The sequence below is a fragment of the Tenacibaculum caenipelagi genome (genome assembly GCF_004363005.1).
Taxonomy (GTDB): Bacteria; Bacteroidota; Bacteroidia; order Flavobacteriales; family Flavobacteriaceae; genus Polaribacter; species Polaribacter caenipelagi.
In genome coordinates, this window is record NZ_SNYH01000001.1 from 471,231 (window position 1) to 483,987 (window position 12,757).

At 32.8% G+C, this 12,757-nt stretch carries 13 protein-coding genes and 1 tRNA gene; 4 read left to right on the forward strand and 10 right to left on the reverse strand.

Annotated features, from left to right (window positions below):
• Positions 1-537: 537 nt before the first annotated feature.
• The 3 genes from DFQ07_RS02090 (at position 538) to DFQ07_RS02100 (ending at position 1,084) form a co-directional block, all read left to right on the forward strand.
• Positions 538-690: an SsrA-binding protein gene (locus tag DFQ07_RS02090; protein ID WP_133534614.1), complete on the forward strand. Its 153-nt coding sequence runs from the start codon at positions 538-540 to the stop codon at positions 688-690.
• Between the two features lie 12 nt (positions 691-702).
• Positions 703-936, forward strand: coding sequence for a putative signal transducing protein (locus DFQ07_RS02095; protein ID WP_133534615.1), 234 nt, complete (start codon positions 703-705; stop codon positions 934-936).
• Between the two features lie 74 nt (positions 937-1,010).
• A tRNA-Arg gene (locus tag DFQ07_RS02100) sits at positions 1,011-1,084 on the forward strand.
• A 124-nt stretch (positions 1,085-1,208) separates the two neighbouring features.
• Here DFQ07_RS02100 and DFQ07_RS02105 read toward each other — a convergent pair.
• The 4 genes from DFQ07_RS02105 to DFQ07_RS02120 all read right to left on the reverse strand — a co-directional run bounded on the left by DFQ07_RS02105 (position 1,209) and on the right by DFQ07_RS02120 (position 3,060).
• Entirely contained in the window at positions 1,209-1,409 is a 201-nt protein-coding gene (locus DFQ07_RS02105; RefSeq protein WP_243743915.1) for a hypothetical protein, read from the reverse strand.
• 68 nt (positions 1,410-1,477) lie between these two features.
• Positions 1,478-1,903 (reverse strand): VOC family protein, encoded by a 426-nt coding sequence (locus tag DFQ07_RS02110; protein ID WP_133534617.1) that lies wholly within the window; start codon positions 1,901-1,903, stop codon positions 1,478-1,480.
• 68 nt (positions 1,904-1,971) lie between these two features.
• On the reverse strand, positions 1,972-2,373 hold the full coding sequence (locus DFQ07_RS02115; RefSeq protein ID WP_133534618.1) for a VOC family protein: 402 nt from the start codon (positions 2,371-2,373) through the stop codon (positions 1,972-1,974).
• Between the two features lie 183 nt (positions 2,374-2,556).
• Positions 2,557-3,060 carry a DinB family protein gene (locus DFQ07_RS02120; protein WP_133534619.1) on the reverse strand — a complete coding sequence of 168 codons (504 nt, stop codon included), beginning with the start codon at positions 3,058-3,060 and terminating at the stop codon, positions 2,557-2,559.
• Positions 3,061-3,276: 216 nt separating this feature from the next.
• On the opposite strand from DFQ07_RS02120, the gene DFQ07_RS02125 reads away from it, so the two are divergent.
• The gene (locus DFQ07_RS02125) at positions 3,277-4,257 is read left to right on the forward strand and encodes a GlxA family transcriptional regulator (protein ID WP_133534620.1); all 981 of its coding nucleotides are present in this window, start codon (positions 3,277-3,279) and stop codon (positions 4,255-4,257) included.
• An 86-nt stretch (positions 4,258-4,343) separates the two neighbouring features.
• Here the strand turns inward: DFQ07_RS02125 and DFQ07_RS02130 are convergent, their stop codons facing one another.
• The 6 genes from DFQ07_RS02130 to DFQ07_RS02155 all read right to left on the reverse strand — a co-directional run bounded on the left by DFQ07_RS02130 (position 4,344) and on the right by DFQ07_RS02155 (position 12,734).
• A complete protein-coding gene (locus DFQ07_RS02130; RefSeq protein ID WP_133534621.1) occupies positions 4,344-4,790 on the reverse strand; it encodes a heavy-metal-associated domain-containing protein in 447 nt (148 codons plus the stop codon).
• A gap of 13 nt (positions 4,791-4,803) precedes the next feature.
• Positions 4,804-6,504: an efflux RND transporter periplasmic adaptor subunit gene (locus DFQ07_RS02135; protein ID WP_133534622.1), complete on the reverse strand. Its 1,701-nt coding sequence runs from the start codon at positions 6,502-6,504 to the stop codon at positions 4,804-4,806.
• Between the two features lie 2 nt (positions 6,505-6,506).
• Positions 6,507-7,217, reverse strand: coding sequence for a PepSY domain-containing protein (locus tag DFQ07_RS02140; RefSeq protein WP_133534623.1), 711 nt, complete (start codon positions 7,215-7,217; stop codon positions 6,507-6,509).
• A gap of 5 nt (positions 7,218-7,222) precedes the next feature.
• Positions 7,223-8,458, reverse strand: coding sequence for a TolC family protein (locus tag DFQ07_RS02145; protein WP_133534624.1), 1,236 nt, complete (start codon positions 8,456-8,458; stop codon positions 7,223-7,225).
• Positions 8,448-12,209 carry an efflux RND transporter permease subunit gene (locus DFQ07_RS02150; RefSeq protein WP_133534625.1) on the reverse strand — a complete coding sequence of 1,254 codons (3,762 nt, stop codon included), beginning with the start codon at positions 12,207-12,209 and terminating at the stop codon, positions 8,448-8,450. The genes DFQ07_RS02145 and DFQ07_RS02150 overlap by 11 nt, the downstream gene beginning before the upstream one ends.
• Positions 12,210-12,314: 105 nt before the next feature.
• Complete coding sequence (locus DFQ07_RS02155; RefSeq protein ID WP_133534626.1) at positions 12,315-12,734, reverse strand: HYC_CC_PP family protein; 420 nt, start codon at positions 12,732-12,734, stop codon at positions 12,315-12,317.
• Positions 12,735-12,757 lie beyond the last annotated feature (23 nt).

Consider the following 12,757-nt stretch of genomic DNA (forward strand, 5'->3'; position numbering starts at 1 on the left):
AAACATTTATTAAAAAAATCTTATTTTTTTATTTCAGAAAAACGAAACACCCCAAAAAGACCTACTTACAAGACAACCCTCCCTTTGCTTTTTTAAAAACTAAAAAAAGCGCCCTTTACTTTATTACATTTACAAACAATAACTGATATTTTTAATTACAATTTAAAACAAAAACAAAGGAAACTAAATTTCACTCTAAAACAAAAAGAACTTTTTAAACTTCATTTATATATTCAGTTAAATTAATTCTTATTTAAAAATTTGACTAGCATATTTCCTTTCTCATATCTTCATAAAACGATTCTAGAATTCATCAAAAATTACTAACTAAAAAACACAAAAATTAAATGATTGTATTCGCATTAAAACTGATTATTATAGTTATTAAAATTGCTATCTTTTTTACAGAACTGGTATTTTAATCACAGTTCTACCAACTTACAAATACTTAGTCTCTTTATTTTAAGCGAAGTATTTTATACTCCGCTTATTATAACCAATTATTTTTCGTTATTTTTGATATAGAATCAACGACTAATGAAAAAAAGTATTTTTAAGCTTTTAGCCAAGCTAAACAAGACACTGCTACCCTCTTTTACAAAAAAAGAGCTGGATATATCTAAAGCTTCAAAATTTCAATTAGCTATTATTGGATGGAGAGCTTTTGTTACTATAAATTCTTTGGATTAAAACCTATGTATTATGAACAAACATGTAAAAGTTTTTTCAGGAAGCTCAATCACAGCAAATCGGTTGGGACAACTCTTAAATCAAATTGAAGTCCCTTTTTTAATAAAAGACAATAAAGAAGCAGGACGAGTAGCAGGTTTTGCAACACTAGGTGACTCTGTAGATATATTTATCTATGAATCAGACGTTAAAAAAGCTGAAGAAACTATTCACAATTTTAAAGTAGAAATAAACGAGGAGGAATAATTTTAAAAGCGCAAAAAAAAATATTTTTTTGCTTTACAATTTAAAAAACATTCTTATATTTGCACCCGCAAAACGGCCTCGTAGCATAACTGAATAGTGCACTTGATTACGGCTCAAGAGGTTGCAGGTTTGAATCCTGCCGAGGTCACAAAAGACCAGTAATTCTAAATTGAATTACTGGTTTTTACTTTTTTAGAATTTTGTCAATCTAACAAAAAACATCTATACTTTTCTCTTCATAGATTAATTCATAAGTAAATAATCTAGTTCTATCAAACCTCATCAGAGAGCACCTCTATGTTAAATCCGTAGCTTTTCACCAATCTAATAACTGGATTAGGATCAATTATTTCATCCACAATTTCAACACGAAGAATCTTATCACAATCTTCTAAATCAAAATTAATTGTATAGCTAGGAAACTCCTTCTGAAATTTATCCAGAAGGAATGTTGTTTCTTCAACGGTTTGCACAGATGTACTAAATACTTCTACCATTTATCTTTTATCAAACCTATTACTAGACTTAATTTAGTACAGTACTAGACATTCTGTTCACTATAATTCACCATCCAATGAATTCCGAATTTATCTATAAAGCTTCCAAAATAATCTCCCCAAAACTGCATTTCTAAAGGCATTTCTATATCTCCTTCTTTAGACAAACCGTTAAACAAACGATCTGCCTCTTCTTTACTTTCTGGATGTATAGAAATGTAAGAGTTATTTCCTTCTTTTAAAGTGTGTCCTTCATAAGGCAGTATATCAGACGCCATTAAGATAGTATCTTTTGATAATGGTAATGAAATGTGCATTACACGATTTTTATCTTCTTCTGGCAACTTATCTGCATCAGGAGCATCACTCATTTTCATAAGAGCTGTAAACTCTCCACCAAATACAGATTTGTAAAAATTGAATGCTTCTTCTGCATTTCCATCAAAATTTAAATAAGGATTTACTTTCATTTTTTTTAATTTTTATATGTTGTTATATTTAAACTTACTTTATATTCTTCTTTTTCTACTAATTCTTTTTATTTCTCAAGATTCATATGTAACATACTCCATCGGTGCCCATCTAAATCTTCAAATCCAAAGGCATACATCCATCCTTGAGATTCACCAGGTTCTGCAAAAATTGTTCCTCCAGCATTACGAACAGTTACTGCCATTTCATCCACTTCTTGTCTACTTTGTGCGTCTATATTTATTAACACTTCCGTACCTTTTTTAGTATTGCTAATGTTATTTTGCGTAAATGCTTTAAACTCGCTTTCTGGAAAAAGCATCATTACAAAATTGTTTTCTCCTATTAAGAAACTACCAACATGTTCAGCATCTTTACACATTGGATTTTCTTTAAAACCAATTGCGCTAAAAAACTCTTTTGATTTTTTAATATCTTTAACAGGAAGGTTTAACCAGATAGTTTTCATATAATTTTATTTTTAGATTACTTTCTTACAAATTATTACTTGTTCGAATTACAAAACAGATTAAACAGATATCCTCCCAAATCCGCAAATCTGCAAATACACAAACATAATAGCCGTTGTCATCATAGAACTTTTCGATCTTTTCTATGCTTTCCACACCCAAATCCGCCCGTATCCTCCTTATTATTGTTTTATGTTTTCTATAATTTGCTCTAACTGGTGAATATGACGTTGAGTATGCACTGTATTGAACCCAATCCATTCAAGCCTTGTAAAAGATCCAAAACCTGGAATAGAAAAATCTAAGCACGTTTTTGACAAATCCATATTCTTCGTAGCCTTTTTCAGATTCTGAATTTTATCTTGTAAGCTAGTAAGCAACTTTTTTTTATCAATAGTTTCCTCACTAGGCATGATATCTTTAGGAGAATCCATTTTGGTTTCAAGATCTAAAAACAAACCTTGTATATCGTTTAGTTTTTGATCTGGAGAACGATGAGTTTCCTCTACTTTTCCTTTTAAAACCTCGGAGATATCATACGATCTACTTAAATGATCTCCTACCTGTGCTGCAGACCAACCTCCTGTGCTTGGCAAAGTATTCAACTGCTTATCTGACAACGACGAAAGTAATTGAATAAGCTTTCCTGTTACCTTTTCATATTTTTTTACAATCTCTTTTTCCATTATTCCTGTTTTCAACAATTAAACAACAAATTATCAGAATAATAAACTTCAATTAATTCATATAAAGTATTATTACTTTTTTTAACCACATATAGTTAGCACATCAAAGATACATGTACTATTCTACACTTTAAGGGTATGTTTCCGTCAACATAACGGGTTGATTGCGACAAAATGTTAACGTATATTTGAAGTTAATTATCATATTTTCAGTATATGAAACATATTTCCGTACTTGTTCCAGAGGGAGATTCTAGCTTAAGTAACTTAGAAGCCACCTACAAAATGTTTACCATGGCTAACGATGCACTTAAAAGAGCAGGAAAGCCTCCTTTGTTTTCTATTCATCTTGTTGGTATGCACAAAAAAGCAAAATTGAGTAACGGTTTGTTTAGCATAACACCCAACACTACTATTTCCGACATTCAACAAACTGATTTAATTATAATCCCTGCCATTCATGGTGATTATAAAAAGGTAATTAGTGATAACATTCCTTTCATTCGCTGGATAAAAAAACAATACGATAACGGTGCTGAAATAGCCAGTTTATGCATAGGTGCATTTTTACTGGCCAGCACAGGACTACTTGACGGGAAAGATTGCGCTACACATTGGTTAGCTGCTTGTGAATTTAGAGAAATGTTTCCTGAAGTTAACCTTATTGACGATAAAATTATTACCGACGAAAATGGTTTATATACTAGCGGAGGTGCCTACTCCTCTTTAAACCTAAACCTTTATTTAATAGAGAAATTTGCCGGACGTGAAATGGCTGTGCTTTCATCTAAAATTTTTGAAATAGATATTAGCCGTGATAGCCAATCTCCTTTCATTATTTTCAAAGGACAAAAATCTCACGATGATGAAGAAATATTAAAAATACAGGAACATATTGAGCAAAACTTTCAACATAAAATAACTGTTGATGACCTGTCTGAAAAAATAGCTGTAAGCCGAAGAACATTTGAAAGACGTTTTAAAAAAGCTACATCAAATACTGTTGTAGAGTACCTACAACGAGTTAAAATAGAAGCTGCAAAAAAAGAATTGGAAAGAGGAAGAAAAACAGTTAATGAAGTAATGTATGAAGTTGGATATACAGACCCCAAAGCTTTTAGAGAGGTTTTTAAAAAATACACAGCTATCACTCCTTCTGAATACTCAAATAAGTACAACAAAGTAAAACAGGTATAACTCTAAAAAATATTGGTATTTATTTTTCCGAAAGTTTTAAAGCAAAAAAGTGTAACGAAATATAAAATCGTTACACTTTTTTAGAATTAGTGATTAGACATCTCGTCTGCTTTCACATCACCTTTTAAGCTCATTTCCATACTGTGATCATATTGACAACAACCTGGTAAATTACTATAAGCCTCTTCGCTACCTGCTACTTTATCAGTATCATATCCTGAAGCTGCAATTGCGTTATGAATAGCATCTAAATTGGTTTTAGAATCGTCAAACGATACATTAATTTGCTTTCTTAACTTATCCCAATCTGCCGATACTACTCCTTCAACATCATTTACCGCCTTTTCAATTGTACTCTTACACATACCACAGTTACCACGAACACCAAACATTGCTGTAGTCATCGCTACTTCTTGAGTTGAAGTTTGCTCTGTTTGCACTTCTTTTGTTTCTGTTTCTTTTTTAGCCTCGTTTTTACAACTTACTAAACCAATAGTAGCTAACATAGCTACCCCTAAGATTACTTTTCTCATTTTAAATTGATATTTAATTATTATTTATTGTTTCTTTTACTTCACCACATTTTAGCATCATATCGCCAAAATACGGATTTAACACTTGTTTTTCTTTACTTAACCAATAAGCTCCCTTATCACTATCCGCCATAGGACAGTATTGTTTGTAAGTAACTTCTTTAATTCCGAAAGATTGAACTGCCATAATAAAATGCTCTGACAATACTTTAAAATGCTTTCGCTGCATATTAACATCAGAAGCCTGTGCTATTTTTTCACTATTTGTTTTTAACGCCGGAATCAACATCATCCATTCTTTATGTGCCGATTCACTAGCAAGTAATTTCATATCAATCACCTCTAAATCTCTTTTAAGATTTTCAGCGTTTATTTTAGCTGCCCCTGCATCTGTTTTTACCAAAGCATCTTTTAAAACAATATAATTATTGTACGCTTTTTGTAATTGCTCTTTAAATTTTTCTGGAACCTCAAATGATTCTACTATTTCTTTCGTATGATTCATCATTGATTTTTTCCCTTGAAGCTGTGCTGATGCATCTATGGTAAACACACCATTGGTTACAATCTCTTCTCCTGGTTCCAATCCTTTTACCACCTGATAACTCTCTTCTATTCTCCCTCCTAACAACACTTCTCGCATCTCAAAAATTGGTTGATCACTTTTCACTTTGACATACACTACCGATCGTTTTCCCGTCCACAAAACCGCTGTTGCAGGAATACTTAACTGTTGTTCTGTTTGTTTTTCTTTAGTCGTTATTTTTCCTTCAACAAACATGGCTGGCTTAAACTTTCCTTTACTATTATTCAAAACAGCACGCATTGTTACCGTTCTTGTTTTAGGGTTTAATACAGGATCGATAAATGATACTTTCGCATTAAAGACTTCATTTGAATATGCATTTGTAGTAATTGCAATATTTTGCCCTACTTTAAAATTACTTATTTGATTTTCATATACGTCAAAATTTGCCCACACCGAATTCAAATTAGCTATTTTCAATAACGCTTGTCCTTGGCTTACATAATCTCCTTGCTCTACCAATTTCTCTGATACTGTACCAGAAACTGTGGCATATACAGGGAAGTTCTCTTTTACTTTACCTGTTTTTTCAATTTGATTAATTTGATTTTCAGATAGCTTCCATAATTTTAGCTTATTTCTAACCGCTTTGTATAACGCTGGCTGATTTTCTTTTACTGACGCTGCTGTTAATAATTCTTGTTGTGCTTTTACCAATTCAGGGGAATATACTGTTGCCAACAACTGACCTTTTCTTATTTTTTCTCCTGTAAAGTTCACGTTTAAACGTTCTATTCTTCCTGCAAAATAACTCACTTGTACTGCATTTGACTTTTCGTTTTCTGCTATTTTTCCAGATAGCGTAATTGTATTATCAGCACTTATAGCATTACCAATCACAGTTGTTTGCACATTAGCCAATGCCATTGCGTTTTTAGTTAATTTAAACTGATTAGCTGCTAACCCTTCTGCTCCTACTTCTGCAGGGATTAAATCCATTCCGCAAATAGGACAGTCTCCTGGTTCTGGTTGCATAATTTGTGGGTGCATAGAGCATGTCCACATTTTACCTGTTTCTGCTGTATTATGGTCATGAGCTACTTCACTTTTTGAAGAACCTCCAAAAAGTAGCCATCCTAAGAACAAGCCAGCAATTAAAATTACTATGTATATTATATATTTTTTCATTGTTATTTATTTTTATTTTTTACTAGTTTTCTAATAGATGGCGATGTGATATACCATAATAAAAAACCACTTAATACTGTTATTAAACCTAATAATGAAAACACCCTTAAAACAGTAGTATTAAAATTATCTCTTCCTTCATAATCCATCGTATGCGTCATCCATAAAAAGTCGAACCAACGCCAACTTTGATGTCTTACAGTTTGAAATTTTCCATCATTAACAGATACATAAGCTTTTATATTTTCGTCTGCTTTGTATGTTATAACGTAAGCTGGTAGCAACTTCCCTCTGTATTCATGATGTTTTCCTACTTGATTTACTTGTTCTACTGAAGCAACTTCAAGATCACTTTTCATATAGTTATTAGCTATATACAGCGCTTCTTCTTTTGTTATACTTTCTTTTAAGTTTCCATTTAAACCATTGTATAAATACTTTTTATTTACCCAATAATGTGGAACATTGTTAACATCTCTTAACTCAATGGTTTTGATTCCTTTAGAAATATTAAGTTCCGACGGACTAATTAAGTTATTAAATTCTTTAGGTTTAAATTCAGTTTTCTTCAAATGGTCTCCATGAATTTCATCAATATTAGTCCAACTAAAATACAATCCACTTATCGTCCACATTAAAAACTGAATCCCTAAAAACAGTCCTAAGTATCGATGTATTTTCCTAATTTTTAACGATGTCCTTCTATTTACCATTATATTTATTTAATTAAGTAATTAATGATAGCACTTTGCGTATAATAATTTAGCTCAGACGTAATCATATTCATTTGGAATTTTAACTGTAATTCCTGAATGTCTAACACATCATTAAAGTCTATTGTTCCTGTTTCGTAACTTTTTACCAAAATTTGTTCAGCGTTTTTAGCTTGGTTCAAATTTTTAAGCTGCGTACGATAACTTATTACAGCTGTATTTCTGTCTGAAATTGCTCTGTACAACACAGTTTCCAACGTATTATATCGCTGTTCTTTTTTCGATAAAATTTCTTGTTGCTGCAACTTATTCTGTTTACTTACTGAGTTATTTTTCTTATTGAAAATAGGAATTGACAACGACACCATTGGCATGATAATATCTTTTCCATTATCTACCACGTTCATATCCGTACGCTTTTCAACATTTACATAATCAAGCCCGAAACCTATCATTGGTTGCTTTTCTTTTTGGTTTAACAGCTCAGATTTTTCAACAGAGACATACAATTTATCAAACTTGATTAACTCTGGGTGCAATTGTAAGTTACTCGGTTGTATCTCTTCTACATCAGTAGGAATTGGCAAACTATCTGCAACAGAAATAGAGATATTAACCTCTTGATTCAATAATTTATTAAAGGCTTTTTGCATTCCTGAAAAAGTTTCTTGCAATACTTCTTTTTGTTGATTCAGTTCGTTTTGCCTAATCTGTAATTTTAAAACATCTACTGCAGATGCTTTTCCTACTTCGACAGAGGTTAATGCTAACTTTTCGTATGTTTTCAATAAATCAATATTCTCTTCCAATACTTTTTGCTTAGCATTGATTTCATACAATTTATAATACGATTGTGCGACAGAAGTCGCTAACTTACGTTTCACAATTACCATATCTTGGTAAGTAGCATCTGCCAACGACGACACATAGTTTTCTCTTGCTGTTATGGTTCCGAAAAAAGGAATCATTTGTTTTACAGACAACTTAAATCGCTGCGGACCTGTACGTGTTTCTGGAGTACTTACAAAATAACCAGCTCCAAACTCAGTATTTGGCAACGTGTTTACTTCTTCTTTTTTCTCTGAAATACGCTTGTACTGAGCATCAAACTGTTGTACTTCTGGATTATTTTCTAAGGCAATCTTTATATATTCTTGCAAGTCTTGTCCTTGTATACTCAAAACTAAAAACATAGAAGCAAGAAATAAGACTACCTTTTTATTATTTATTTTAAAACTCATCTCTTTTCAATTTTCGTTTCAATAAAAATTCTTCACGCCAACTATACAACACTGGCACTATAAAATAAGAAGTCACGTCTATAATCATTCCTCCAAAAGCGGGTATTGCCATCGGAATCATAATATCACTACCTCTTCCTGTAGAAGTTAACACAGGCAACAATGCTAAAATGGTGGTTGCCGTTGTCATTAAACAAGCTCTAATACGCTTATTCCCTCCGTGTAAAGCAGATGCACGAATAGCTTCGATAGTTTGAGGTTTATCCCTGTTAAATGTTTGTGTTAAATAAGTAGCCATAACTACACCATCATCAGTTGCAATTCCAAATAATGCTATAAAACCTACCCAAACAGCTACACTCAGGTTAATTGGATGCATTTGAAACAGTTCTCTTAAATTCTCTCCAAATACACTAAAATTTAAAAACCAATCTTGCCCGTATAACCACATCATGATAAAACCACCTGCAAAAGCTACTGTTATTCCTGTAAACACCATTAATGAAGTAGTTACTGAACGGAACTGGAAATACAGTATTAAAAAGATAATCATCAATGCTAATGGCACCACTACCGATAAGGTTTTCTCTGCTCGCAATTGATTTTCATATGTTCCTGTAAACTGATATGAAATTCCTTTAGGAACCTCCAATTCACCAGAATCAATCTTTTGTTGAATTGCTTTTTGAGCAATTTCTACCACATTCACTTCTGCAAAACCATCCAACTTATCAAATAAGACATATCCAATTAAAAACGTATCTTCACTTTTAATTACTTGTGGTCCTTGCTCGTAACGAATCGTTGCCAATTCACTTAACGGAATTGGAGTTCCTTTTGCTACTGGTATGTAAATATTTTCTAAATCTGTAGGGTTAGAACGCAACTCTCTCGGGTAACGAACACGAATTCCGTAACGCTCTCTTCCTTCCACTGTTTGCGATAATTGCATACCCCCAACCGCAACTTTCAACACATCTTGTACCGTTTGAATAGCAATTCCGTAACGAGCTAATTTTTCTCTGTCAATATCAATTAATAAATAAGGCTTCCCTACTATTCTATCGGCAAAAACAGCTTCTTTTTTAACTCCTTTAACCTCTTTTAAAATTCCTTCCAACTCAACTCCAAAAGCTTCAATTTGCTTTAAATTTTGTCCTTTCACTTTGATTCCCATTGGTGCACGCATTCCTGTTTGTAGCATTACCAATCGAGTTTCTATAGGTTGTAATTTTGGCGCTGATGTTACTCCTGGTAACTTGGTAACTTTTACAATTTCATTCCAGATATCATTAGGCGATTTGATATGCGGACGCCAATTACGATAAAACTCACCATCTTCATCTTCTATTAATTGATTTGAAGAAACCTCATAAAAAACGACTTCTGATGCCTTATCTGTCAAACTTGGGTTTGCTACCATTTTACCATTTTTTAACAGAAACAGTCCATCCTCATTTACTCTATAACGTTGACGCTCTCCATCAGAATTTAGCGCGTATTCTGGCTTATAATTAATGATGTTTTCATACATTGATAAAGGAGCAGGATCTAATGCAGAGTCTGTTCTTCCAGCCTTTCCTACAACTGTTGCTATTTCTGGAATATTAGCAACTGCCATATCTAATTGCTGCAACACTCGTTTGTTTTCTTCAGTTCCAGAGTGTGGCATTGAGGTTGGCATCAGTAAAAATGATCCTTCATTTAATGAAGGCATAAACTCTTTTCCTGTATTTTTAAAAATGAGGAATCCACAAATTAATACTGTCATTGGGATACCCAAAAACAATAATTTATTGTTCAATGCCCATTTTAATATTAGGCTGTAATATTTTTGAAGCAGGCTAAAAAAACCTAACAAGCCAAAACAGACAAATGCCACAAATAACAGGTTCGTAAAAATAGTTCTATCAACTCCTAAAGGCCTCCAGTACTCAGCTAACAAACCGACAATAGCTAGAGTTGATATGATAATATTAATAGTATTTACTGAAAGTGAAAAATCATAAGTAGAAAATGAAAAATGAGTTGTTGTTTTACCTGAATAACTACTCCAAAGTTGTACAACTCCAAAAGCTGCTAATGCAAAACCTAACCAATACCCATAAATGACAGCTATAATTCCTAATACTATCAAAATTCCATTCAAAATGTATTTATACCCTTTGTTAAGGTTGTTCTTTTTGAATAGAATAGCAGCAAATGGCGGAATAAGAAATAGCGCTACAATAATTGCTGCTATTAATGCAAAAGTTTTGGTAAATGCTAGTGGACGGAATAATTTTCCTTCCGCACCAATCATGGTAAACACTGGAATAAAACTAATAATTGTCGTCATTACCGCAGTTACTATCGCTCCTGAAACTTCTGCAGTTGCATTATAAACCAGCTTATTTATTGGTAATCTTTCTTTTTCTACCTCTAAATGACTTATGATATTTTCAGAGAGTATGACCCCAACATCAACCATAGTTCCAATTGCAATAGCAATTCCTGATAAGGCTACAATATTTGCATCTACTCCAAAGGCTTTCATCGCAATAAAAACCATTAACACTGCCACAGGTAACAACCCTGAAATTAACACCGAAGCACGTAAATTAAACACCATTACGACAATTACCAGAATGGTAATCAATATTTCTAAAGTAAGTGCTTCATTCAATGTTCCTAAGGTTTCGTGAATTAATTCTGTACGATCATAAAAAGGAACAATTGTTAGTTGAGAAGTTCTACCATCTTTTAATTTCTTGGTAGGTAAACCAGCACTTAATTCTTTAATTTTTGCTTTTACATTCGTAATTACTTCTAGGGGATTTGCTCCGAAACGAGACACAACCACACCTCCTACTACCTCTGCTCCTTCTTTATCTAAAATACCCCTACGTGGCATTGCTCCTAACGAAACATTTGCTACATCTTTTACTCTAATTGCCGTGTAATCTTCAGCGGTTACTACTGCGTTTTCGATATCTTCAATGGATTTGACATATCCTAAACCACGCACTAAATATTCTGCTTGGTTTATCTCTATTGTTTGCGCCCCAATATCTTGATTGCTTCGCTTAACAGCTGCTACAATTTGCTGCAAACTGATATTGTATTGACGCATCAACTCTGGTTTTACATCTATTTGATATTCTTGTACATATCCACCAATAGAACTTACTTCCGACACTCCATTTGCTGATGATAGAGCATATTTTACATAGTAATCTTGTACGCTACGCAATTCGTGTAAATCCCAACCACCAGTTACATTTCCGTTTTCATCACGTCCTTCGAGTGTATACCAAAAGATTTGTCCTAAACCTGTTGCATCAGGTCCTAATGACGGACTTACTCCTTCTGGCAATAGATTACTCGGTAATGAATTTAATTTTTCAAGAATTCGAGAACGACTCCAATAAAAATCGACACCTTCATCAAAAATGACATAGATGCTTGAGAGTCCAAACATAGAAGAGCTACGGATGGTTTTTACTCCTGAAATACCCAATAAAGAGGTAGTTAATGGGTAGGTTATTTGGTCTTCAATATCTTGTGGAGATTGCCCATCCCACTTGGCAAAAACAATTTGTTGATTTTCACCTATATCTGGTATAGCATCTACCGCTACAGGATTACTAGGTAAAAAACCCGTATCCAAATTAAAAGGTGCATTCACAGTTCCCCATCCTATAAATAAAACGAGTAATATGACAGCTACCAGCTTATTTTCTATTAAAAATTTAATGCTTTTATTCAGCATAAGAAATGATTTTTAAACAATTAAACATTGATGTTAAAAAAACACCGAATACGACGAATCACCCTTATGAATTTTTCAAAAGGACAACTAGTTATTGTTTAAAAATCATATTAAATATACCTCATCAAGTACATGAATATCCTTGACGACGAGTGGTGGAGTGTAGTTTTTAAAAGGAATTACCTTATCGTGTAATTCTTCAAAAAGATTTATATAACTATAATAAAATGAAGCTATAAAGACTTGTTGATCTAAAGACAAGTAATCTAAAGAAGTTATTTTCAAGTCATCTTGTCCTTGAATCACTGATGCTTCATCATGGCAACAGTTCTCTTTCATCACAGAACAATCGTTTGATTTTGTTTCTTGTGACATTTCCATTCCGCAAGACTTTGCTTTTCCAAAATAACTCGTACCAACTAGTATATCACCACAAAAGTGACTACTAACAGTAAATGACATCGTAGAAAACACTACTATTAATGCCATTGTTATAGACGCTATTTTTTGAAATGCTTTTTTCATTCTTACCTACAAAAGTACAAATT

Coding starts and splice junctions, on each gene's coding strand:
- DFQ07_RS02130 (WP_133534621.1), bottom strand. CDS start 4,790: ATGAGAAAAGTAATCTTAGGGGTAGCTATGTTAGCTACTATTGGTTTA.
- DFQ07_RS02115 (WP_133534618.1), bottom strand. CDS start 2,373: ATGAAAACTATCTGGTTAAACCTTCCTGTTAAAGATATTAAAAAATCA.
- DFQ07_RS02145 (WP_133534624.1), bottom strand. CDS start 8,458: ATGAGTTTTAAAATAAATAATAAAAAGGTAGTCTTATTTCTTGCTTCT.
- DFQ07_RS02090 (WP_133534614.1), top strand. CDS start 538: ATGAAAAAAAGTATTTTTAAGCTTTTAGCCAAGCTAAACAAGACACTG.
- DFQ07_RS02155 (WP_133534626.1), bottom strand. CDS start 12,734: ATGAAAAAAGCATTTCAAAAAATAGCGTCTATAACAATGGCATTAATA.
- DFQ07_RS02110 (WP_133534617.1), bottom strand. CDS start 1,903: ATGAAAGTAAATCCTTATTTAAATTTTGATGGAAATGCAGAAGAAGCA.
- DFQ07_RS02140 (WP_133534623.1), bottom strand. CDS start 7,217: ATGGTAAATAGAAGGACATCGTTAAAAATTAGGAAAATACATCGATAC.
- DFQ07_RS02120 (WP_133534619.1), bottom strand. CDS start 3,060: ATGGAAAAAGAGATTGTAAAAAAATATGAAAAGGTAACAGGAAAGCTT.
- DFQ07_RS02150 (WP_133534625.1), bottom strand. CDS start 12,209: ATGCTGAATAAAAGCATTAAATTTTTAATAGAAAATAAGCTGGTAGCT.
- DFQ07_RS02095 (WP_133534615.1), top strand. CDS start 703: ATGAACAAACATGTAAAAGTTTTTTCAGGAAGCTCAATCACAGCAAAT.
- DFQ07_RS02135 (WP_133534622.1), bottom strand. CDS start 6,504: ATGAAAAAATATATAATATACATAGTAATTTTAATTGCTGGCTTGTTC.
- DFQ07_RS02125 (WP_133534620.1), top strand. CDS start 3,277: ATGAAACATATTTCCGTACTTGTTCCAGAGGGAGATTCTAGCTTAAGT.